Annotated in this window: 20 protein-coding genes and 1 pseudogene; 15 read left to right on the plus strand and 6 right to left on the minus strand. The window is 55.3% G+C overall.

The features are described from left to right. Positions 1-81: 81 nt before the first annotated feature. From FEM41_RS25115 to FEM41_RS00510, 5 genes and pseudogenes are all read left to right on the plus strand, one after another. A pseudogene (locus tag FEM41_RS25115) lies at positions 82-165 on the plus strand (hypothetical protein); the annotation flags it as partial. 161 nt (positions 166-326) lie between these two features. Then, on the plus strand, positions 327-1,013 hold the full coding sequence (gene mutH / locus FEM41_RS00495) for a DNA mismatch repair endonuclease MutH (RefSeq protein ID WP_138093241.1): 687 nt from the start codon (positions 327-329) through the stop codon (positions 1,011-1,013). Between the two features lie 114 nt (positions 1,014-1,127). After that, positions 1,128-1,841, plus strand: a complete 714-nt coding sequence (locus FEM41_RS00500) for a TerC family protein (protein ID WP_138093244.1) — start codon at positions 1,128-1,130, stop codon at positions 1,839-1,841. A 160-nt stretch (positions 1,842-2,001) separates the two neighbouring features. Further along, complete coding sequence (locus FEM41_RS00505) at positions 2,002-2,220, plus strand: YgdI/YgdR family lipoprotein (RefSeq protein ID WP_138093247.1); 219 nt, start codon at positions 2,002-2,004, stop codon at positions 2,218-2,220. A 162-nt stretch (positions 2,221-2,382) separates the two neighbouring features. Continuing rightward, entirely contained in the window at positions 2,383-3,423 is a 1,041-nt protein-coding gene (locus FEM41_RS00510) for an NADP(H)-dependent aldo-keto reductase (protein ID WP_138093250.1), read from the plus strand. A gap of 47 nt (positions 3,424-3,470) precedes the next feature. Here the strand turns inward: FEM41_RS00510 and lplT are convergent, their stop codons facing one another. Together lplT and aas are read right to left on the minus strand one after the other, a co-directional pair. Then, positions 3,471-4,664 carry a lysophospholipid transporter LplT gene (gene lplT, locus FEM41_RS00515; RefSeq protein ID WP_138093253.1) on the minus strand — a complete coding sequence of 398 codons (1,194 nt, stop codon included), beginning with the start codon at positions 4,662-4,664 and terminating at the stop codon, positions 3,471-3,473. Beyond that, a complete protein-coding gene (aas, locus tag FEM41_RS00520; RefSeq protein ID WP_138093256.1) occupies positions 4,657-6,816 on the minus strand; it encodes a bifunctional acyl-ACP--phospholipid O-acyltransferase/long-chain-fatty-acid--ACP ligase in 2,160 nt (719 codons plus the stop codon). Before aas ends, lplT begins: the two co-directional genes overlap by 8 nt. 496 nt (positions 6,817-7,312) lie before the next feature. On the opposite strand from aas, the gene galR reads away from it, so the two are divergent. Next, positions 7,313-8,320, plus strand: coding sequence for an HTH-type transcriptional regulator GalR (gene galR, locus FEM41_RS00525; RefSeq protein ID WP_138093259.1), 1,008 nt, complete (start codon positions 7,313-7,315; stop codon positions 8,318-8,320). A gap of 2 nt (positions 8,321-8,322) precedes the next feature. Here galR and lysA read toward each other — a convergent pair whose 3' ends face one another. Next, entirely contained in the window at positions 8,323-9,573 is a 1,251-nt protein-coding gene (gene lysA / locus FEM41_RS00530) for a diaminopimelate decarboxylase (protein WP_138093262.1), read from the minus strand. Between the two features lie 258 nt (positions 9,574-9,831). Between lysA and FEM41_RS00535 the strand changes: the two genes are divergently transcribed. Both FEM41_RS00535 and yajD read left to right on the plus strand, forming a co-directional pair. Then, a complete protein-coding gene (locus FEM41_RS00535) occupies positions 9,832-10,734 on the plus strand; it encodes a LysR family transcriptional regulator (protein ID WP_138093265.1) in 903 nt (300 codons plus the stop codon). A gap of 122 nt (positions 10,735-10,856) precedes the next feature. Beyond that, entirely contained in the window at positions 10,857-11,204 is a 348-nt protein-coding gene (gene yajD, locus FEM41_RS00540) for an HNH nuclease YajD (RefSeq protein WP_138093268.1), read from the plus strand. A gap of 75 nt (positions 11,205-11,279) precedes the next feature. Here yajD and FEM41_RS00545 read toward each other — a convergent pair whose 3' ends face one another. Next, positions 11,280-11,972 carry an amino acid racemase gene (locus FEM41_RS00545; protein WP_138093271.1) on the minus strand — a complete coding sequence of 231 codons (693 nt, stop codon included), beginning with the start codon at positions 11,970-11,972 and terminating at the stop codon, positions 11,280-11,282. Between the two features lie 155 nt (positions 11,973-12,127). Here FEM41_RS00545 and FEM41_RS00550 point away from each other — a divergent pair, with 155 nt between their 5' ends. The 5 genes from FEM41_RS00550 to FEM41_RS00570 all read left to right on the plus strand — a co-directional run bounded on the left by FEM41_RS00550 (position 12,128) and on the right by FEM41_RS00570 (position 17,115). Continuing rightward, positions 12,128-12,454 (plus strand): cupin domain-containing protein, encoded by a 327-nt coding sequence (locus tag FEM41_RS00550; RefSeq protein ID WP_138093274.1) that lies wholly within the window; start codon positions 12,128-12,130, stop codon positions 12,452-12,454. Between the two features lie 425 nt (positions 12,455-12,879). Further along, complete coding sequence (locus tag FEM41_RS00555) at positions 12,880-13,770, plus strand: carbohydrate ABC transporter permease (RefSeq protein WP_138093277.1); 891 nt, start codon at positions 12,880-12,882, stop codon at positions 13,768-13,770. Next, positions 13,763-14,668, plus strand: coding sequence for a carbohydrate ABC transporter permease (locus FEM41_RS00560; RefSeq protein WP_138093280.1), 906 nt, complete (start codon positions 13,763-13,765; stop codon positions 14,666-14,668). The genes FEM41_RS00555 and FEM41_RS00560 overlap by 8 nt, the downstream gene beginning before the upstream one ends. A gap of 14 nt (positions 14,669-14,682) precedes the next feature. Then, a complete protein-coding gene (locus FEM41_RS00565) occupies positions 14,683-15,810 on the plus strand; it encodes an ABC transporter ATP-binding protein (protein WP_138093283.1) in 1,128 nt (375 codons plus the stop codon). Positions 15,811-15,825: 15 nt separating this feature from the next. Further along, positions 15,826-17,115, plus strand: a complete 1,290-nt coding sequence (locus tag FEM41_RS00570; RefSeq protein ID WP_138093286.1) for an ABC transporter substrate-binding protein — start codon at positions 15,826-15,828, stop codon at positions 17,113-17,115. A 245-nt stretch (positions 17,116-17,360) separates the two neighbouring features. Here the strand turns inward: FEM41_RS00570 and kduD are convergent, their stop codons facing one another. After that, complete coding sequence (gene kduD / locus FEM41_RS00575; protein ID WP_138093289.1) at positions 17,361-18,122, minus strand: 2-dehydro-3-deoxy-D-gluconate 5-dehydrogenase KduD; 762 nt, start codon at positions 18,120-18,122, stop codon at positions 17,361-17,363. 421 nt (positions 18,123-18,543) lie between these two features. Between kduD and FEM41_RS00580 the strand changes: the two genes are divergently transcribed. Next, positions 18,544-19,719: an oligogalacturonate lyase family protein gene (locus FEM41_RS00580; protein WP_138093292.1), complete on the plus strand. Its 1,176-nt coding sequence runs from the start codon at positions 18,544-18,546 to the stop codon at positions 19,717-19,719. 168 nt (positions 19,720-19,887) lie between these two features. Beyond that, entirely contained in the window at positions 19,888-21,123 is a 1,236-nt protein-coding gene (locus FEM41_RS00585; RefSeq protein WP_138093293.1) for a mechanosensitive ion channel family protein, read from the plus strand. A 48-nt stretch (positions 21,124-21,171) separates the two neighbouring features. Here FEM41_RS00585 and FEM41_RS00590 read toward each other — a convergent pair whose 3' ends face one another. After that, on the minus strand, positions 21,172-21,855 hold the full coding sequence (locus FEM41_RS00590; RefSeq protein ID WP_138093296.1) for an oligogalacturonate-specific porin KdgM family protein: 684 nt from the start codon (positions 21,853-21,855) through the stop codon (positions 21,172-21,174). Positions 21,856-22,110 lie beyond the last annotated feature (255 nt).

A 22,110-nucleotide genomic window follows, 5' to 3' on the forward strand; every position in this document is an offset into this window, starting at 1 on the left:
CGTTTTTATCCACAGATTGTGTCAATAAGTTAGACACAAATCGCCTGAAAATTCCTTTTTCGCCTGCCGTCAAGGCTGTAAATCGAAACAGTAGTGGCGGATTTGCCCAGTTATCCCATTTTTCTGTGGATAACCCGGTGTAAGATCCTGTTCATTGTCGGTGACCATTATTGAAAAACCCGTCTCGCCTGGCAAATCCGCTGCCGAAAAAATGGTAAAAACCTATATAAATCATCATATTGGTTTTTAAAGCCACAAAGGAGTAAACTCTTTCCACAAGCACCTGAAAGTGCGTCTATTTTTTCACCACCCGCATTGAGCCATTTATGGAATCACTACACCTGCCTGTTAGCCCCCCGGAAAATGAAGCACAGTTGCTGGAACAGGCCCGGTTACTCGCCGGTTGCAGTCTTGGGGAGCTGGGGGCCATGGCGGGCCTGCCGGTGCCGAAGGATCTGCGCCGCGATAAAGGCTGGATCGGCATTCTGCTCGAGATGTGGCTGGGCGCCAGCGCCGGCAGCAAGCCAGAGCAGGACTTCGCCGCTATTGGTGTGGAGCTAAAAACGATCCCTATCGACAGGCAGGGACGGCCGTTGGAAACCACCTTTGTCTGCGTCGCCCCACTCACCGGCAACAGCGGCGTGGTCTGGGAAACCTGCCACGTGCGCCACAAGCTAAAGCGCGTGCTTTGGGTGCCGGTGGAAGGAGAGCGCACCATTCCGCTGGCCGAGCGCCGGGTAGGATCGCCGCTGCTGTGGAGCCCTTCAGAAGAGGAAGAGATGCAGCTGCGCCGCGATTGGGAAGAGCTGATGGATATGATTGTGCTGGGCCAGGTCGAGCGTATTACCGCGCGCCACGGAGAGGTACTGCAGCTTCGTCCCAAAGCCGCAAACGGCCAGGCGCTGACCGACGCCATCGGCGCTAATGGTGAGACCATTTTGACCCGACCGCGTGGCTTTTATCTCAAGAAACCTTTTACCGCCGCGCTGTTGGCGCGCCACTTCTTGTTGTAAAAGCAAGTACAGGCGCGCTTATAATTAGGGTTTGCGCTTATCAGGAACGCCGCAAGGCCGACAGATAAAATAGCCTGATAAGCTATTGTTCTCTCTTTTTTGACAGGATAGTTAATGTTATTTGCATGGATTACGGATCCCAATGCCTGGCTGGCGCTCGGTACGCTGACGCTGCTGGAAATCGTTCTGGGGATCGACAATATCATCTTCCTTTCTCTGGTCGTCGCGAAGCTTCCAAAACATCAGCAGAATAAAGCCCGCCGTTTGGGGTTGCTGGGCGCCATGGTAATGCGTTTGGCGCTGTTGGCCTCCATTGCCTGGCTCAGCCATCTTACCCAGACGCTGTTTACCCTGTTTGGCGAAGCCATCTCGGCGCGGGATCTGATCCTGCTGATGGGGGGGCTGTTTCTGATCTGGAAGGCCAGTATGGAGGTACATGAATCGATAGAAGGCGGCGGAGAAGAGATGAAAACCAACGTCCACTCATTCTGGGGGGCGATTATCCAGATTATGCTGCTGGATATTATCTTCAGTCTTGATTCCGTCATTACCGCGGTTGGTCTTTCCGATCATCTGTTTATTATGATGGCCGCCGTAGTGATCGCTGTGGGTATGATGATGTTCGCTGCGCGCCCCATCGGCGAGTTTGTCGACAGGCACCCGTCGGTGAAGATGCTGGCGCTCTCTTTCCTGATTCTGGTGGGCTTTACCCTGATTCTGGAAAGCTTTGATGTCGAAATTCCCAAAGGCTACATCTATTTCGCCATGTTCTTCTCGATTGCGGTGGAATGTCTGAATCTGCTACGCAACAAGAAGAATCAACTGTGAATTAGCGGGTGAAACGCAGCTTTTGTTGCGTTTTACCCCACTTCCAGGGAACTTTCTTACAATAATACTCCGTTTTTAAGACTTGCCCTCTTTTTTAATTTATCTCGCCAGGTTATTACTAAAATATAGGCACATACAGAATTCGCTGAGGAAGAATAGAATGAAAAAATGGGCTGTAGCAATTTCCGCCGTCGGCATGGTATTTGCTGTTTCCGGCTGTAGCAGTGATTACGTCATGGCGACCAAAGATGGTCGGATGATTCTGACCGAAGGCAAGCCGCAGGTCGACGATGATACGGGGCTGGTCAGCTATCGCGATAATCAGGGCAATGAAATGCAGATTAACCGCGATGATGTTTCGCAAATCATTGAACGTTAAGCGATAAAAGGCCAGCCACGCTGGCTTTTTTTATAACGTCTTCCCCGCTTTCCTCTTTCCCTTTTACGCTGGCTCTGTCATGGTTACAGTACGTGCGCCGACGCGTTACGACACAACTTATCGCAACAATGTCATCACAAGAAAGAGAAAAGGAAACCGGCAATGCACTATCACCGAATCCCTCACAGCTCGCTGGAGATAAGCCGACTGGGTCTTGGCACCATGACCTTCGGCGAGCAGAATAGTGAAGCCGACGCTCACGAGCAGCTCGACTATGCCGTCGCTCAGGGGATCAACCTGATCGACGTCGCGGAGATGTATCCCGTACCGCCACGTCCCGAAACTCAGGGACTCACCGAAACTTATGTGGGCAACTGGCTGCATAAGCGCGGTAATCGTGAAAAGCTGGTTATCGCTTCCAAAGTCAGCGGCCCTGCCCGTAACAGCGACAATAGCATCCGCCCTAACCAGATTCTGGACCGCAAAAACATTCGCGAAGCGCTGGACGCCAGCCTGAAACGGCTACAGACCGACTATCTCGATCTCTATCAGGTGCACTGGCCACAGCGCGCCACTAACTGCTTTGGCAAACTCGGCTATGAGTGGAGCGATAGCACGCCGCCGGTGACCCTGCTGGAGACCCTGGAAGCGCTGGCCGACTGCCAGCGGGCCGGTAAGATTCGCTATATCGGCGTCTCCAACGAAACCGCCTGGGGCGTGATGCGCTATCTGCAACTGGCGGAAAAACACGAGCTGCCGCGTATTGTCGCCATCCAGAATCCCTACAGCCTGCTGAACCGCAGCTTCGAAGTGGGTCTGTCCGAGATAGCCCAACACGAAGGCATTGAGCTACTGGCCTATTCCTGCCTGGCCTTCGGTACCCTGACTGGAAAATACCTGAACGGCGCCCGCCCTGCCGGCGCGCGTAATACGCTGTTCAGCCGCTTTACGCGCTATAGCGGCGAACCGGCGAATCAGGCCGTGGCCGCCTATGTCGAGATTGCCGGCCGACACGGACTGGATCCGGCCCAGATGGCGCTGGCCTTCGTGCGTCAGCAGCCGTTTGTCGCCAGTACCCTGCTGGGCGCCACCACCATGGAACAGCTTAAGAGCAACATCGACAGCCAGCACCTGGAACTGAGTGACGAAGTGCGGGAAGAGCTGGAGGCGGTACACCGCAACTGGACCTATCCGGCCCCATAAAAACGAAAAGGGGCGCTCTCTGCGCCCCTTTTAATGCCAATACCCACTTAACGCAACCGCTTCCAGATCCACAATCCGGCAATCGCCAGCGCAAACAGCGTCCCGAAACCCACGCCAATAGCAACGACTGGCGCCCCGGCCTTCACCGCCAGCGAATAGAGCCCCAGCATCAGCAGCATCGCCGCATTCTCGCCCAGGTTCTGTACCGCAATAGCGTTACCGGCGCCGACGCTACGTTTGCCGCGCTCCTGCAACAGCGCGTTCAGCGGTACCACGAAGAAACCGCCCAGAATACCGATCAGCACCAGTAGCCCATAAGCGGGCAGCAGCTGATGCTGAAGCGCGAAGGCCGCCACCACTACGCCGATCAACACCCCGGCAGGCATACAGCGCGCCACGGTTTCCAGGGTCACCAGACGCGCCGCAGCACCCGCTCCCACAACGATGCCGACAGCCACCATAGCATTCAGGTAAGTCGGCGTGGCGTTATCGGTAATCCCCAGCGCCACTGGCACCCAGAGTACCAGCAGAAAGCGCAGGGTGACGCCCGCGCCCCAGAACAGGCTGGTGCCAAGCAGGGAAAAGCGGGTTTCGCCATCGCGCCACAGCGTAACGCAGGCGTTAGCAAAGCCGCGAGCCATTTCCCGCGGGCGCCAGGAGTGACCCGGACGCGCCGCAGGCAGACGCGGAATCATCAGGTTAGCCACCACGGCACCGGCATAGACCACTGCGCAAACCACCAGCGCCGCCGTCAGATGCCAGTCCGCCAGTACGCCGCCCGCCACCGAACCCAGCAGGATAGCCGCTATGGTCGAGGCCTCCATCAGTCCGTTAGCCTTTACTAACCTGTCGCCAGTGGTCAGTTCCCCCAGAATGCCGTACTTGGCCGGTGAGTATGCGGCCGCGCCAATCCCCACCAGGGTATAGCCAACAAAGGGATTCATGCCAAAGCAGATCATCCCGGCACCCAGCAGTTTGAGGGCGTTCGCCACCATCATCACCCGCCCCTTAGCGAAGCTATCCGCTACCTGGCCTACGAAGGGAGCAAACACAATGTAAGCGCCCACAAACACCATCTGCAGCACCGGTTGGCTCCACTCCGGATAGTGGAACGCCTTCAGCACCGCCAGGGTAGCGAACAGTAGCGCATTATCGCCAAAGGCCGAGAGGAACTGGGCGGCAATCACCGCCATCATGCCCCGGGACCAGATAGAGGTACTGGCGGATCCGGACTCAGTCATTGGCGATCTCCGGTTGTTCAACCATCTCTTTTAGCGTCACGAAGTCAGGCTTACCGCTGCCCAGCACCGGCAACTGCTTCATAAAGCGAATATCGCGTGGCACTGCCAGTTCCGGTACGCCGCTTTCGCGAGCATGGCGCTGCAGGTTTTCGCGCTTAAGCTCACCATCTGTCGTGAAGAGCACCAGCGCCTCGCCTTTGCTGGCATCACTCTTAACAACCGTGGCGTGCTGTTTATCCGGTGATACCGTCAGCGCCAGCTGCTCCACCATCTCCAGCGACACCATCTCGCCTGCAATCTTGGCAAAGCGCTTCGCACGCCCCTGAATGGCGCAGTAGCCCTGTTCATCAATAGCGACAATATCGCCGGTGTCATACCAGCCGTGTTCCAGCTCGCCCTGCGCATTCTCTGCCGCGGGCGCTTCCAGCACGCCGGGGTTTTCCACCCGCAGGTAGCCTTTCATAATATTCGGCCCCTTAAGATGCAGGCGCCCCCCGTGTTCAATGCCGGGAACCGCCAGCAGTCGGGCATCCATGCCTGGCAGCAGCCTTCCTACGGTCCCCGGCTTCGCCGCCATGGGAACGTTGATCGACACCACCGGCGCGCATTCAGTCACGCCATAGCCTTCAAGAATGCGCAGGCCGAATTTATCCTGATAGATCTGGCGGGTGCTCTCCTGGAGTTTTTCAGCACCGGCCACCACATAGCGCACCCGGTAGAAATCATAGGGGTTCGCGAAGCGGGCATAGTGGCCAAGGAAAGTAGAGGTCCCGAACAGCACCGTACAGTTACGGTCATAGGTGAGTTCCGGCACCACGCGATAGTGGAGCGGACTGGGATAAAGGAAGACCTCCGCCCCGGTCAGCAGCGGCGTGAACAGCCCCACCGTCAGGCCGAAAGAGTGGAACAGCGGCAGCGCCGACATAAAGCGATCGTCGGCGGTGAAGTCAGCCACAGCGCGAATCTGCTCCACGTTGGAGAGCAGGCTCTTATGGCTGTGCACCACCCCTTTGGGATTGCCCTCTGAGCCCGAAGTGAACAGCACGATGGCGGCATCTTCCGGCTCCTGCTTCACCTGAGCCAGGCGCGGCGCCAGCAGATGCCCAAAGATCCAGAGCTTATCGGCCAGGGTAATCTCTGCCTTCAGATCTTCCAGAAAGACCCAGCGCACGTGGGTTATCTGCTCCGGCAAATGCCAGAGCTTGCCCTTTTCCAGGAACTGGCGGGATGTGAATACCGTGGAGATCTGCGCCGCGCTGATGGCGCTGGTCAACCCCTTCACCCCGGCTGTGTAGTTCATCATGGCCGGAACCCGCCCACGGGAGACAGCGCCAAAAATAACCGCCGCGCTGATGGCCGCATTTGGCAGCATCAGGCCGATAGTTTCCCCCTGGCGGCTGTATTTGTCCAGAATCCGCCCGACAAACAGCGTCTTGGTTAACAGACCGCGATAGCTGTCCGGCGTGAAGTTAATATCTTCAATGCAATTTTTACGTGAGCCATAGCGTGACTTTGCTCTCAGCAGCGCCTCGAACAGCGTTTCACGCGGGCGTACCGCCATCTGCGCTTCCATCATCACCTGATGTAGCATTTCACCTGCGATACGGCGCCGATCTCTGGCTCGGGGCGCTTCCGGCATCGGGATGCCGGTTGGCGGTAAAATATGCAGGGTAATACGCGGGAACAGGCGCTGGCGTACCCGCCCTTTCAGACGGCTGAAAAAGGTGAGTTCGGCCCCTTCGATGCGCATCGGCACCACGGTGGCGCGCGATTTAGCCGCCACAAAACCGGCGCCGTCGTAGATCTTCATCAGCGAGCCCGTGACGCTAATGCGTCCTTCCGGGAAGATCACCACCGGTCTCCCCTGTTCCACCAGACGCACCAGATGTTTGATGGACATCGGTTTAGTGGGATCCAGGGGGACAAAGTCGATAAGCGACTTCAGCGCCCGCATAAACCAGCGATCGCTAATCGAAGAGTAAACGGCAAAAACGGGACGAACGGGCAGAAACAGCGCCAGCAGAACGCCATCCAGGAAGGAGACATGATTGGGCGTAATCAGCACTCGCTGCTGACTGAGCGCTCCTACATCCCCATGGATCTGCACGCGAAACAGAATCCGACAGAGGTTACGAAAAAGACGAAATAGCATCGAAATCCCTTTATAGCTGAGAACGTTATTATTTAAGTGTAGCTACGGCAGATTATACGAGTAAGGAGGGGGAGCGAAGCAAAAAAAAACCTGCGCATCCGCGCAGGTTGGTGTAACTGTTGTGACAAGCGTAAAGCTGACACCACCTATCAATACCTCTGGGATCTCAACTTTAGCAGTGTGGCTTTTCCCGACCTAAGACTGAATCGCAACAGCCCTTCGCAAAATGTAACCAAAGGTTTGAACTGAAATTGTTGAAACTACGGGTTTATTCCCCGAATGCCGGAGAGGCCGCGGGCCTGACGCCTGTTCCTTCCCACCGCAGCGCAGACACACTTCCCTGTCGGGCGATTACCCACACTCGCTGTGAAACTTTTTTCACTATTGGCATTTTTTTTATTCAGCTTTTGAACTGGGTAACAGTCATTTTCTTGAACTAACAGTGAAATTCCGCAAAACTAAGCTGTGTAAACGCTTACCCAATTAAAGGTGAACTATGGCGACCATTAAGGATGTTGCGCGACTCGCGGGGGTATCCGTCGCCACGGTCTCACGCGTGATTAACCATTCGCCCAAAGCCAGCGAAGCATCACGCCTGGCCGTGGCCGAGGCCATGGCGCAGTTGAACTACCATCCCAACGCCAATGCCCGGGCGCTGGCTCAGCAGACCACCGAAACCATCGGGCTACTGGTTTCCGATGTTTCGGATCCCTTCTTCGGCGCCATGGCGAAAGCGCTGGACCAGGTCGCCTGGCGCACGGGTAACTTTTTGCTGATCGGCAACGGTTATCATAATGAACAGAAAGAGCGTCAGGCCATTGAGCAACTGATCCGCCACCGTTGTGCGGCGCTGGTGGTGCACGCCAAAATGATTCCCGATTTGGAGCTGGCCGGACTGATGCAGCAGATCCCGGGGATGGTCATTATTAATCGCAGCCTGGCAGGGTTTGAGCATCGCTGCGTAGCTCTGGACGACCGTTACGGCGGTTGGCTGTCTACCCGTCACCTGATTCAGATGGGCCATAAACGCATCGGGTTTATCTGCTCGAATCACCCGATTTCGGATGCCGACGATCGCCTGCAGGGCTACTACGATGCCCTGAAAGAGCACGGTATGCCCCGGGATGAGCGGCTGGTCACCTTTGGCGGGCCGGACGAAAGCGGCGGCGAACAGGCCATGACCGAACTGCTGGGGCGTGCCAGCGGCGTGACCGCCGTGGCCTGCTATAACGATTCTATGGCCGCAGGGGCGATGGGCGTGCTGAACGATAACGGCATTGAGGTACCGCGGGAACTGTCGCTGATTGGCTTTGATGACGTGCTGGTATCGCGCTATGTGCGCCCGCGCCTGACCACGGTGCGCTATCCGGTCGTGACTATGGCGACCCAGGCCGCGGAACTGGCCCTGGCGCTGGCCGACGGCCTGACGCCGCCGGTGGTAACGCATCTGTTTAACCCGACTCTGGTCAGGCGCCACTCGGTGGCGCCTCCCCGGTCGGAATAGCGTCAGACGTTCTCCAGCGCCAGTAGCTCTTCAATGGTCTGGCGCCGACGGATAAGGCGCGCCTGACCGCCGTCGAACAGCACTTCCGCCAGTAGCGGACGACTGTTGTAGTTGGATGACATCGAGGCGCCGTAAGCGCCGGTATCGTGGATCACCAGCCAGTCACCCGGCGCGACCGACGGCAGCAGGCGAGTTTCCACCATGCCCCCTTCCAGCTGGGTAAAGACATCTCCTGATTCACACAGCGGCCCTGCCACCACGGTTTCCTGCGCGGGCGCGGCGCTAAGATCGCGACCATCCGCCGCCAGCGCCGAAATATCATGGTAGCTGCCATACATCGCCGGACGCATCAGATCGTTAAATCCGGCGTCCACCAGCACAAAGTGGCGCGAGCCCATCTGCTTAACGCTGCGCACCTGGGTCATCAGTACACCGGCTTCGGCTACCAGGAAGCGCCCCGGCTCGATCTCCAGCGTGACCGGGTGCCCCAGCCGTTCGGCTATCCGCTCCCGGGCCGCGCTCCACAGCCCGTAGTAGTGCCCGGTATCCACCGACGCTTCGCCGTCGCGATAGGGAATCGACAGACCGCCCCCCGCAGAGATGGCTTCCAGATCCTGACCCACAGACAACACCAGATCGACCATGGCACCGCACACCTGCTCCAGATGCCCGTAATCCACTCCGGATCCGATATGCATATGAATCCCTACCAGCCGCAGGCCGTAACGCTCAATAGCCGCCAGCGCCAGTGGAAGATCCTGATGCCAGATACCGTGCTTGCTGTTTTCACCGCCGGTGTTGGTCTTCTGGCTGTGGCCGTGACCGAAACCGGGGTTTACCCGCAGCCAGACCGGATGGCCGGAAGATACCTGACCAAGCTGCTCCAGCATATCCACCGATCCTGCGTTAACCGCAATACCCAGCTCGCTGACCCGTGCCAGAGTCGGTTCATCGATCAGATCGGCGGTGAAGACGATCTCCTCTGGGGTATACCCTGCCGCCAGCGCCCGTTCGATCTCCCCCAGGGAAACCGAATCCACCCGCACGCCCTGCTCTCGCATCAGGCGCAGAATATGGGTATTGGAGCAGGCCTTCTGGGCAAAGCGAATCACGTCGAACTGGCGCAGTTTGGCTATCTGACCACGGATAATATCCGCGTCATAAACCCAGAGCGGGCCGCCGAAGCGGGAAGGCAGCGTCAGCAGCGTAGCGGCATTAAGCGCGCTGTCGGTATGGTCAAGAGAGTGTGGCACGGAACAACCTCCGGAAATTCATTTCCTCCATTACGCCACAGCCGGAGCCTAATAAAAAATATCGTTTTCTGCCCTGTCTATGCAAAAATGATATGGTTTATAAGACCCGGCCATCAGGCGTTATTGATGCCGACAGTTGCAACACGGACAGCGCGCTGGAACCGGAGCGTACACGTAGTACGTGAGGATTCCGGGCACTGCCCAGGTTCAAAATGGCAAATAAAATAGCCTGATGGACAGTCTTAACGGAGAGAAACCATGCCTGCCATCAACCTGCGCCAGATCGAAATCTTTCACGCGGTCATGACCGCCGGAAACCTGACCGAGGCCGCACGACTGCTGCACACCTCCCAGCCGACGGTCAGCCGCGAACTGGCACGCTTTGAAACGTTGCTGGGGCTTCAGCTCTTTACCCGGGCCAGAGGGCGCCTGCATCCCACGGTACAGGGGCTGCGGCTGTTCGAAGAGGTGCAGCGTTCATGGTATGGACTGGACCGGATTCTCAGTACGGCGGAGAGTCTGCGCGACTTCCGCCAGGGCGAGCTTTCCGTTGCCTGCCTGCCGGTATTTTCCCATTCGCTGCTGCCGGAACTGGTACAGCCCTTTCTGGCCCGCTACCCGGAACTGAGTCTGAGCATTGTGCCCCAGGAGTCACCGCTGTTGGAGGAGTGGCTTTCCGCCCAGCGCCACGATCTGGGCCTGACCGAGACCGCCACGGCACCCGCCGGTACCGAGCGTATTCCTCTGCTCACGCTGAACGAGGTTTGCGTACTGCCCGCCGGGCATCCGCTGGCCGCAAAGGCGCAGCTGACGCCTGGCGATTTCAGCGGCGAAAACTATATCAGCCTGTCGCGCACCGACAGCTATCGCCAGCTACTGGATTCGCTGTTTCAGCAACACGAGGTACGGCGCCGGATGGTACTGGAAACCCACAGCGCCGCGTCGGTCTGCGCCATGGTGCGCGCCGGAGTGGGCGTGTCAGTGGTGAATCCGCTAACCGCACTGGAATACGCCGCCAGCGGCGTGGTGGTGCGGCCATTCAGCATTGAAGTGCCCTTTACCGTCAGCCTGATTCGCCCGCTGCATCGCCCGGCTTCAGCGCTGGTCGATGCCTTCTGCGCTCATCTGGCAAGCGGGGTGGCGCGGTTTTCTCAGCGCTAAAGGCGCAGAGACACACTGAAAGCCCGCACGCAATCCTTTATCCATTCTCTTTCTGTTCCATTATGGGTACATTGAGGGCACTATCGTAAAATTCTCTCTCTATCACGGGTATAATATCGGCAATGGCACTGATCCCAAAAAACTACGCGCGGCTGGAAAGCGGCTATCGTGAGAAAGCACTGAAAATCTATCCCTGGGTATGCGGGCGCTGCGCGCGGGAGTTTGTCTATTCAAACCTGCGCGAGCTCACGGTTCACCATATCGATCACGACCATACCAATAACCCGGAAGATGGCAGTAACTGGGAGTTGCTGTGCCTTTACTGCCATGACCACGAACACTCGAAGTACACCGAGGCCGACCAGTACGGCACCAGCGTAGTGGCGGGGGAAGACGCCCAGCAAGACGTTGCGGCGGCAACCTATAATCCCTTTGCCGATTTAAAGTCGATGCTGAATAACAAGAAGTAGTGGCGGGAGTGTTTGCTGCTGGCACAACCCACCTCGTCAAATAAAAATGGGCAGGCTCGACATTAGCCGCCCTCCTCAACCCAACATAAAACTCACTGCCGCTTCGGCATGCAGCGCCGCGGTATCAAAGACCGGCACCGGGCAGTCCTGCTGGTTCAGCAGCATACCTATCTCGGTGCAGCCAAAGATAACCCCCTGAGCGCCCTGGGCCACCAGCGCTGCGATAATCGCCTGGTAGTCACGCTTTGCACGTTCGCTAAACTGCCCCATGCATAGCTCGTCGAAAATCACCCGGTTGATCAGCGCCCGCTGTTGTTCGTTCGGGATCAGCGTTTCAATGGCGTAGCTGTCCTGCAACCGCCCACGGTAAAAGTCCTGTTCCATGGTATAGCGAGTGCCAAGCAGTGCGACCTTTGTTAATCCACGACCCCGAATAGCCTCGCCGGTAGCATCCGCAATGTGGATAAATGGCAGTTCACAGCCCGCCTCAATGGCCGGGGCTACCTTATGCATGGTGTTGGTACACAGCACAATGCCCTGAGCGCCAGCCTGTTGTAGACCATTCGCAGCGTCGGTCAGTATCGCCCCCGCCCGCTCCCATTCACCCGAAGCCTGGCAGGCTTCTATCTCATGGAAGTCGACGCTGTGCAGCAAAATTTGCCCCGAATGCAGTCCGCCAAGGCGTTCCCGGATGCCCTCATTAATTAGCCGGTAGTAAGGAATGGTGGATTCCCAGCTCATGCCCCCGAGCAGCCCTATCGTGTTCATGCTTTCCCCCTTCTTATCTCAGATACTCTATATAACAGCAAAACCAACACGACAGCGATCGGCTTTCTGAACTCTCGCCCCCCGCGGAGCTTGCTTTTTTCAGCCGCTTGCATAAATTAATTGAAACATTGTTTCACTAATAAGGATGACCACCGATGTTTACCTTTTACGACCAAACCACTCTGGAAGATCTGGGCGATGGCGTACAGCGTCGCATTCTGGCGCACGACGGCAAAATGATGGCGGTAGAGGTCAGCTTTGAAGCGGGTGCCGTGGGGCCGATGCATAATCATCCCCACGAACAGCTGACCTATGTGCTGTCCGGCGAGTTTGATTTCACTATTGGCGATGAAACCCACCGCGTCCGCGCCGGCGATACCCTGTATAAGGAGCCACACATCATGCACGGCTGCGTCTGCATCAGCGCAGGCAAACTGCTCGATACCTTCACGCCCGTGCGCGAAGATTTTCTGGATAAATAACGCCTCCGGCGCCAGGTCAGATCTGGCGCCTGTTTTTCCGTTTCCTCCCCGTCTGGTTCAGCATTTCCCCCCTGCCCTTTGAACGCTGATAGCGGAAAAAACCACGTCCCCATCAAATTATTGAAACAGCGTTCCGACATCGATCACATTTCCACTATCCCACGCATGACGCCGTTACAAATAGCAATAAACTGAATTAAAACGTCGTTTTATTTATTGGGAATGAGAGTTCATTTTTCCTGGCATGGTACAACGGCGGTGCCGGACAACAGAATCAGATTAAGGAACAATATCTTTGTTTTCAAAAGACTATACAAACACAGAACCACAGCTACGGCGCATGGGGCCGCTTCCAGAAGCGAAACGGCACAGGGCGCCGTCTCTTGTAACAAAAGTTTTTAAACTTAACTGCCAGGTAGGTATGTATGAATGAAAACAAGCTGCTGGGACTGGCCTGGATATCACCCTATGTCATCGGGCTGATTATCTTTACCGCCTTCCCGTTCATTTCATCCTTCGCGCTCAGCTTTACCGAGTACGATCTGATGAACCCGCCAGAATACGTCGGACTGGAAAATTACAGCTATATGCTGACCGGGGATGACCTGTTCTGGAAGTCCATGGGGGTCACCTTCGCCTACGTTTTCCTGACCATCCCGCTAAAGCTGGCGTTTGCGCTGGGTATCGCTTTTGTCCTTAACTTCAAGCTGCGGGGCATCGGCTTCTTTCGTACCGCCTACTATATCCCGTCGATTCTGGGTAGCTCAGTAGCTATTGCCGTACTGTGGCGTGCCCTGTTCGCCATCGATGGCCTGCTTAACAGCTTTATCGGCGTGCTGGGCTTTGACCCGGTGAACTGGCTGGGCGAACCCTCTCTGGCGCTGATGTCGGTCACCCTGCTGCGCGTCTGGCAGTTTGGTTCGGCGATGGTGATCTTCCTGGCCGCGCTGCAGAACGTGCCGCAGTCCCAGTACGAAGCCGCTATGATCGACGGCGCATCGAAATGGCAGATGTTTATGAAGGTAACCGTACCGCTGATCACGCCGGTTATCTTCTTCAACTTCATTATGCAGACCACTCAGGCGTTCCAGGAGTTTACCGCCCCTTACATCATTACCGGCGGCGGCCCGACCCACTACACCTATCTGTTCTCACTCTATATCTACGATACCGCATTCAAATACTTCGATATGGGTTATGGCGCTGCGCTGGCATGGGTGCTGTTCCTGGTGGTGGCGGTCTTTGCCTCCATAGCCTTTAAGTCGTCGAAATACTGGGTCTTCTACTCCGCCGATAAGGGAGGCAAAAATGGCTGATATTCAACCCATTAATGATGTGTCGGGCAGCACGGCGGAACAGGAAGTCAAACGCACCCTGAGACGCGAAAAGATCAACGCCTGGATCCGCTATACCATTCTGATCGCGGTCGGACTGCTGATGCTCTATCCGCTGGCATGGATGTTCTCGGCGGCCTTTAAGCCGAACCATGAGATCTTCACCACCCTGGGGCTGATTCCGGAAAATCCCACCACGGATGGCTTTGCCAACGGCTGGAAGACCGGTACCGAATACACCTTCGGTCACTATATGCTGAATACTTTCCAGTATGTGATCCCCAAGGTGTTGCTGACCATTATCTCTTCCACCGTGGTGGCATACGGCTTTGCCCGCTTTGAGATTCCGTGGAAGAAGTTCTGGTTCGCTACGCTTATCGCCACCATGCTGCTGCCGAGTACCGTGCTGTTGATTCCTCAGTACCTGATGTTTCGCGAAATGGGCCTGCTGGACAGCTACCTGCCGCTCTATCTGCCAATGGCGTTCGCCACCCAGGGCTTCTTTGTTTTTATGCTGATTCAGTTCCTGCGCGGCGTACCGCGCGACATGGAAGAAGCAGCGCAGATAGACGGCTGCAACTCCTTCCAGGTGCTGTGGTACGTGGTGGTGCCGATCCTCAAGCCCGCCATTATCTCGGTCGCACTGTTCCAGTTTATGTGGTCGATGAACGACTTTATCGGGCCGCTGATCTACGTCTACAGCGTGGATAAATATCCCATCGCCCTGGCGCTGAAAATGTCCATCGACGTGACTGAAGGGGCGCCGTGGAACGAAATTCTGGCAATGGCAGGCATCTCTATTCTGCCGTCCATCATCATCTTCTTCCTGGCTCAGCGCTACTTCGTACAGGGCGTGACCAGCAGTGGAATTAAAGGATAAGAGGGAACATCAACATGGCTGAAGTGATTTTCAACAAACTGCAGAAGGTCTACTCCAACGGTTTTCAGGCGGTACACGGTATTGACCTGACCATTGCCGAAGGCGAATTTATGGTGATTGTCGGCCCTTCCGGCTGCGCTAAATCCACCACCCTGCGCATGCTGGCCGGTCTGGAGACCATCAGCGGCGGCGAAGTACGCATCGGCGAGCGGGTGGTCAATAATCTGGCGCCCAAAGAGCGCGGTATCGCCATGGTGTTCCAGAACTATGCGCTCTACCCCCATATGACGGTGCGCGAAAACCTCGCTTTCGGCCTGAAGCTCAGCAAAATGCCAAAGGATGAGATCAAGCGACAGGTGGAAGAAGCGGCAAAGATCCTTGAGCTGGAAGAGCTGCTGGACAGGCTGCCGCGCCAGCTTTCTGGCGGCCAGGCCCAGCGCGTGGCAGTCGGCCGCGCCATCGTGAAAAAACCGGACGTGTTCCTGTTCGACGAACCGCTCTCCAACCTGGACGCCAAACTGCGCGCTTCCATGCGTATTCGTATCTCCGATCTGCATAAACAGCTGAAGCAGAGCGGTAAACCGGCCACCACGGTGTACGTCACTCACGATCAGACTGAAGCCATGACCATGGGCGATCGCATCTGCGTGATGAAGCTCGGCCATATCATGCAGGTGGATACCCCGGACAACCTCTACCACCACCCGAAAAACATGTTCGTTGCAGGCTTTATCGGCGCGCCGGAGATGAATATTCGCCCGTCCCGCCTGGTGGAAAAAGCAGGCCGCCTGCATATCACACTGGGCGACGAAAGCCTGGATCTGGGGGCCCGCCATCAGCAGAAGCTGGCCGGTCATCGCGATGAAGAGATTTTCTACGGCGTGCGCCCGGAATTTGTCTCTGTTTCCGATGAACCGTTCTCACAAGGCGGCATTCGCGGCGATATGGTGCGGGTGGAAAATATGGGCCATGAATTCTTCGTCTACCTGAAGGTCGCGGGTTATGAGCTGACAGCGCGAGTACCTTCCGACGAGATCCGACCGATGCTAGACAAGGGGCTAAACCGTCAGGTCTGGTTCCGATTCGATATGGATAAATGCCATATCTTCGACGCAAAAACCGAACAGAACATCTCTCTGTAAAGGAGCCCTGAGATAATGAAAAAAATAGTCTTAAGTGCGCTGGTCACCTCTGCCCTGGCACTCAGCGCCCTGCCCTCTTTTGCGGCAGAGCAGGTCGATTTACGGATGTCCTGGTGGGGCGGTAATGGCCGCCACCAACAAACCCTGAAGGCGCTGGAAGAATTCCATAAACAGCACCCCAATATTCGGGTTAAAGCGGAATACACTGGCTGGGACGGGCACCTTTCCCGTCTGACCACCCAGATAGCCGGACGCACCGAGCCGGATCTGATGCAGACCAACTGGAACTGGCTGCCGATCTTTTCGAAAAACGGCAACGGGTTTTACGACCTTAACCAGGTGGGCGATGCGCTCGATCTTAACCAGTTCGATCCCAAAGAACTGCAAACCACCACGATCGATGGCAAGCTGAACGGGATCCCGATCTCGGTGACCGCCAGGATCTTCTACTACAACGATCAGACCTGGAAGAAGGCCGGTATCAGCTACCCCAAAACCTGGGATGAACTGATGGCGGCCGGTAAAACCTTTGAACAAAAACTGGGTAAGCAGTACTACCCGGTAGTGTTGGAACACCAGGACGTGCTGGCGCTACTGAACTCCTGGATGGTACAGAAGTACAATCAGCCAGCCATTGACGAAAAGGGCAAGAAATTTGCCTGGAGCAAAGAGCAGTGGATCGAGTTCTTCCAGATGTACAAAAAGCTGGTGGATAGCCACGTGATGCCGGACAGTAAACACTACGCCTCATTCGGTAAGAACAATATGTATGAGATGCGCCCCTGGATCGAAGGCGAGTGGGCGGGTACCTACATGTGGAACTCTACCATCACCAAGTATTCCGACAACCTGAAGCCACCTGCAAAACTGGAACTGGGTGACTACCCGATGCTGCCAGACGCCAAAGATGCTGGTCTGTTCTTTAAACCGGCTCAGATGTTCTCTATCGGCCGCAGCACCAAACATCCGAAAGAGGCGGCGATTCTGATGAACTTCCTGCTCAACAGTCAGGAAGGGGTCGAGGCGCTGGGGCTTGAGCGTGGCGTACCACTAAGTAAAGCGGCGGTAGCACAGCTGACCGCAGACGGCACCATTAAAGATGAGGATCCGGCGGTGGCCGGGCTGAAGCTGGCGCAGTCGCTGCCGAACCACGTTACGACATCGCCCTACTTCGACGATCCGCAGATAGTCTCCCTGTTTGGCACCGCCATTCAGTATATCGATTATGGTAAGAAATCGGTGGAGGAGACCGCCGCCGACTTCCAGCGCCAGGGCGACCGTATTCTGCGCCGCGCCATGCGCTAATCCACTAATCCGACTGACAGACCCCGTCGATTACGGCGGGGTTTTTTAATCCCTGAATCACAGGATTATATAATCTTTTAATCTCAGACCCTTTCCGATTCCCCAATTTCGATATACCGGATGCATAGTCCGGCGTGGGCCATCATGATGGAGACACCGTCGCCTTTAATCTTCGGCTCAAACCCGCTATCCAAAAAAAAGCCCCCCTGGCGGGAGGCAGAAGCACAACAAAGGTCAAAAAGCGTTTAGCGGGCCAGCCAGCCGCCGTCAACGGCCACGGTATAGCCATTTACGTAGTCAGAAGCGCTGGACGCCAGGAATACGATGGGCCCCATCAGGTCAGACGGCAGACCCCAGCGGCCCGCCGGAATACGTTCCAGAATCTCGGCGCTACGCTGTTCATCGGCACGCAGCTGCTGGGTGTTGTTAGTGGCCATATAGCCAGGCGCGATGGCGTTAACATTGATATTGTGTTTTGCCCACTCGTTGGCCATCAGGCGGGTAATGCCCATGACGCCGCTCTTGGAAGCGGTATAGGAAGGCACCCGGATGCCGCCCTGGAATGAAAGCATTGAAGCGATGTTGATAATCTTGCCGCCATTCCCCTGAGCGATAAACTGCTTCGCCACCGCCTGGGACATAAAGAAGACCGTTTTGATGTTCAGATTCATCACATCGTCCCAGTCCTGTTCGCTGAAATCGACTGCGTCCTGGCGGCGGATAAGGCCTGCGTTATTGACCAGAATATCGATATGACCGAACTCAGCTACCGCGCGCTCAAGCAGTTCCGGAATGGCATCGATTTTACGCAGATCGGCGGTCAGGCTCAGGAAGCGACGCCCCTGGGCAGTCACCTGTTCAATGGTTTCGGTCGGCTCAACGATATTGATACCGACGATATCGCAGCCCGCCTGAGCCAGGCCCAGCGCCATGCCCTGCCCCAGACCGGTGTCGCAGCCGGTCACGATAGCCACTTTGCCCTGCAGTGAGAATGAATCCAGAATCATATGATTTTCCTTAGTATCTGTCTGACCTGCCGCCTGGCAGGTAATCTTTTACTGATGCACGGCACCCCGCGCGATATCTGGTCCAGGTTCCGTCGGCAACCCCTGCTCACCTTCCCCTGCAAACCCCCTCAGTGGCCCCGTTACGTGGAACCAATCTTAACTGACAACAGCATACTATTATTCATGAAACACGATTTCAATTTTAAATAAAACAATGTTTCATTTTATGTGAGCCAGGTTGGCGATCTTAGCTTTCCCCTGCCTCTTTAGGGTTAGCGCGCGATAGCCAGGTCCGGATAACCACATAATTTCGTATCAAAATGGTAAAGTGCGCGAACCATCACAAAAAATGAAACAATATTTCTATAAATTAATACTATCTTTTTGATTATATAATTCGACGAGCTGGAAGGAGCGTAATATGGCTAAAGGAATGCGGGTAGACCTGACTTATCACGTCAGTCGCGACCCGGATACCGGCGCGGAGGTAACCCGTTTAACTCCCCCTGAAGTAACCTGCCACCGTAATTATTTCTATCAGAAATGCTTTACCCGGGATGGCAGTCACCTGCTGTTCGCCGGGGAGTTCGATGGCCACTGGAACTATTACCTGCTGGATCTGGCGAACAGGCAGGCAGTTCAGTTAACCGAAGGCCCGGGCGACAACACCTTTGGCGGTTTCCTCTCTCCTGACGATCGCTTCCTGTACTACGTAAAAAACGATCGCACCCTGTTCGAAGTCTCTCTGGAAACCCTGGCAGAGCGCGAGGTGTACCGCGTGCCGGATGAGTGGGTGGGTTACGGCACCTGGGTTGCCAATAGCGACTGCACCAAACTGGTGGGGATCGAGATCGCCAAAAGCGACTGGGTGCCCCTGAGCGACTGGCAGATCTTCCATGACTTCTTTCATAAAGGCCCCCACTGCCGCCTGCTGCGCGTCGATCTGCAAAGCGGTGACAGCGCTACGATCCACGAAGGCAAAATATGGCTGGGGCACCCTATCTACCGGCCGTTTGACGACAGCACCGTCGCCTTCTGCCACGAAGGGCCGCACGACCTGGTCGATGCCCGTATGTGGCTGGTCAATGAAGATGGCAGCAACGTCCGTAAAGTTAAAGAGCACGCCGAAGGCGAGAGTTGCACCCATGAATTCTGGGTGCCGGATGGCTCTGCGCTGATCTACGTCTCTTATCTGAAAGGGCAACAGGGACGCACCATCTTCCGTTTCGAACCTGAAAGCGGTGTGAACGAAGCGTTGATGCAGATGCCCGCCTGTTCGCATCTGATGAGCAATTTCGACGGAACGCTGCTGGTCGGCGACGGTTCCGGCACCCCGGTAGACGTGAAGGATACCGGTGGCTACAGCATCGAAAACGATCCTTATCTGTATGTTTTTGATGTCGCGCGCAAAGCCTGGTTCCGGGTGGCGCGCCACGATACATCCTGGGAAACCTTCGCCAACAGCCGCCAGGTGACCCATCCACACCCCTCCTTTACGCCGGATGACAGTGCAGTGCTGTTTACTTCTGATAAAGACGGTAAACCGGCGCTCTATATCGCGAAGCTGCCAGCGCAGCGAGAAATGATGACTGCCTGAGTTTGCTGTTTTTTTCTGGCCTTGCCCCGTCGTGCTGCGATGGGGCTTTTTTTTGGTTCACCACCGGCAAGAAAAGTCTGAATTAGCGTCATCCCCATCTTTTGTAAAGATGATTCCTGGAAAACAGCCATCATGATGTGTCTCTCCGCCATCCAGAGGAACGCCCCTATGCACGATGCGCTATCAATATGGAACTGGGTCCTGAACCACCAAATCATTTTCTCGCTGGTGGCGATCGCCTTTATGCTGTTCGCCGGCTTTATCTCAGCAGTGGTCTGTAAATTCTTTCTGCTGAATATCGTCCGGCGCTTTATCCTGCACACCAAAAAGTCGGATCCCCACGATAAGGACATGCGCATTTCGCGCCGTCTGGCCAATATCGCGCCAGTGATTACCGTCTACTTTTTATCCCAGGTCATTAAGGGCCTGCCGGATCCCCTGCTGGATGCCATCCGTACCCTGTGCGGCGTGCTGTTTATTATTAATATCACCATGCTGGTCAATGAGATGCTGGATCTCACCAATTCAGCCTATATCAAAAAACACGGCGAGAAACACCACTCAATAAAGGGTTATATTCAGATAGCCAAAATTCTGGTTTCGTCTGTTGCCACCATTCTGGTGCTCGCTACGCTGTCCAACAAATCGCCGATTATCATTATTTCCAGTCTTGGCGCCGTGGCTGCCGTGCTGATGCTGGTGTTTCAACATACCCTGATCTCCCTGGTCGCCAATATTCAGGTTTCCTCATCCAACGTGATAAAACCGGGAGACTGGATCGAGATGCCGCAAAATAACATCAGCGGCGAAGTGACCGATATCGCCCTGCATACCATTACCATCCGCAACTGGGACAACACAGTTTCCCGGGTACCGACCAAGAATTTTATTACCGAGCCCTATACCAACTGGCAGCCAATGTTTGAGTCCGGTGGTCGTCGCATTAAGCGCAGCTTTTTTATCGATCAATCAAGCATTGTTTTCGCCACGCCCCTACTGCTTAATCAATTGCAAGAGATATCACCCGAAAAATATGTTGGGCTTGAAAACTGGCTGACCAGCCGCATGGAGGAAATTTCCGCCAGTCAGCTTATCAACCAGGGTATCACCAACCTTGGGCTGTTCCGGAAATATGTGCTGGAGTATCTGAAGCGGCGGACCGATGTGCGCAACGATATGTATCTGGTGGTGCGTCAGCTCAGCCCCACGGCGGAAGGATTACCGCTCGAAATCTACTGCTTTACCTCGAACGTGTTCTGGAGCGAATACGAAGATACCCAGTCGGAAATTTTTGAGTATATGTTCGCTACCGCCCGCTACTTTGGCCTGGAGATTTATCAGAAGCCGTCGGGCATCGATATGAAGAATATGATGGCGAAACGTAACAGGAATATCGCGGCCTGAGACCACTCCGGCGCCCCAGCGGAGAGTTCCGGGGCGCCAGGCGGAACATCAGAAGGCGTAGGCCACACCGACCCTCATACGAGTCTGGCGCTCATCAGTGGATTTACTGCCAGGTACGTTCCCCACCTGGAAATAAGGCGCCCAGTTCTGGTCGATTTTGTAGGCCAGCTTCACATCATATTCATCCGCCCACTTCTTATTGTCCGCCAGTACCTGATGTTCGCTGCGCTTGTAGAGATAGTTAAATTCAATGCGCCAGTCACCCAATACGTAACCTATCCAAAAATCGCCGCGATTGGTTTTATTATCCTCTTCATCTTTGTCGTTAGGATAACGGGTATATTCAAAACGATAACGCGCCGCCACATATAATCCGCTATTAAAGCTGTACTGTGCATGCAGATAAGGCTTGTAGATAGTACGGCTATCATTGCTTTCAATATTCGCACCGGGCGTAAGGGCAATATTTTCGGTCGCCTTCCAGCGCCAGCTAAGGGACTCTTCATGGCCATTACCGATAATATCGGTAAATGGCTGGTCTTTGTCAGTGCCGCCCGACTTCCATTTCGCTTCCACCCCGAAGCCGAGCCCATTGGCAAAACGATGTGAAACTGATACGCGATCGGCATTGCTTCCTGCATCAACATATTCATGGCGCAAATCTACGGTTACCGCCTGTGCGGCAAATGTAACCCCACAGAGCACAGCCAATCCCAGAGTTCTCTTTAACATGAAAATCCCCTAATAAAATGGCGTTTCATTTTTATGAAATGTGATTTTATTTTTTACAGAATTTTATTTTAGTGATCGCGATCGTAAATATTTATTACACAGAAACAGAGGCCCACATTCGTGACTAGCCTCACCTTTAAAATGCATTATGTGATAAATATCCTGTCAGCGATCACAGATAGATGGGCAAAGATGGGTTTAATCAGGAGGGAATTTTCCGCTGGTCAGCGGTCACGCATAAGAATTGAAATAAAA

Origin of the sequence: Jejubacter calystegiae (genome assembly GCF_005671395.1) — a bacterium.
Classification (GTDB): domain Bacteria; phylum Pseudomonadota; class Gammaproteobacteria; order Enterobacterales; family Enterobacteriaceae; genus Jejubacter; species Jejubacter calystegiae.

Bases quoted from the DNA above. Each gene is read 5' to 3' on its own strand.
- FEM41_RS00585 (WP_138093293.1), top strand. From the start codon at position 19,888: ATGCACGATGCGCTATCAATATGGAACTGGGTCCTGAACCACCAAATC.
- FEM41_RS00510 (WP_138093250.1), top strand. From the start codon at position 2,383: ATGCACTATCACCGAATCCCTCACAGCTCGCTGGAGATAAGCCGACTG.
- mutH (WP_138093241.1), top strand. From the start codon at position 327: ATGGAATCACTACACCTGCCTGTTAGCCCCCCGGAAAATGAAGCACAG.
- FEM41_RS00545 (WP_138093271.1), bottom strand. From the start codon at position 11,972: ATGAACACGATAGGGCTGCTCGGGGGCATGAGCTGGGAATCCACCATT.
- FEM41_RS00570 (WP_138093286.1), top strand. From the start codon at position 15,826: ATGAAAAAAATAGTCTTAAGTGCGCTGGTCACCTCTGCCCTGGCACTC.
- FEM41_RS00560 (WP_138093280.1), top strand. From the start codon at position 13,763: ATGGCTGATATTCAACCCATTAATGATGTGTCGGGCAGCACGGCGGAA.
- kduD (WP_138093289.1), bottom strand. From the start codon at position 18,122: ATGATTCTGGATTCATTCTCACTGCAGGGCAAAGTGGCTATCGTGACC.
- FEM41_RS00535 (WP_138093265.1), top strand. From the start codon at position 9,832: ATGCCTGCCATCAACCTGCGCCAGATCGAAATCTTTCACGCGGTCATG.
- FEM41_RS00555 (WP_138093277.1), top strand. From the start codon at position 12,880: ATGAATGAAAACAAGCTGCTGGGACTGGCCTGGATATCACCCTATGTC.
- FEM41_RS00580 (WP_138093292.1), top strand. From the start codon at position 18,544: ATGGCTAAAGGAATGCGGGTAGACCTGACTTATCACGTCAGTCGCGAC.
- FEM41_RS00500 (WP_138093244.1), top strand. From the start codon at position 1,128: ATGTTATTTGCATGGATTACGGATCCCAATGCCTGGCTGGCGCTCGGT.
- yajD (WP_138093268.1), top strand. From the start codon at position 10,857: ATGGCACTGATCCCAAAAAACTACGCGCGGCTGGAAAGCGGCTATCGT.
- galR (WP_138093259.1), top strand. From the start codon at position 7,313: ATGGCGACCATTAAGGATGTTGCGCGACTCGCGGGGGTATCCGTCGCC.
- FEM41_RS00550 (WP_138093274.1), top strand. From the start codon at position 12,128: ATGTTTACCTTTTACGACCAAACCACTCTGGAAGATCTGGGCGATGGC.
- aas (WP_138093256.1), bottom strand. From the start codon at position 6,816: ATGCTATTTCGTCTTTTTCGTAACCTCTGTCGGATTCTGTTTCGCGTG.
- lplT (WP_138093253.1), bottom strand. From the start codon at position 4,664: ATGACTGAGTCCGGATCCGCCAGTACCTCTATCTGGTCCCGGGGCATG.
- FEM41_RS00590 (WP_138093296.1), bottom strand. From the start codon at position 21,855: ATGTTAAAGAGAACTCTGGGATTGGCTGTGCTCTGTGGGGTTACATTT.
- FEM41_RS00565 (WP_138093283.1), top strand. From the start codon at position 14,683: ATGGCTGAAGTGATTTTCAACAAACTGCAGAAGGTCTACTCCAACGGT.
- FEM41_RS00505 (WP_138093247.1), top strand. From the start codon at position 2,002: ATGAAAAAATGGGCTGTAGCAATTTCCGCCGTCGGCATGGTATTTGCT.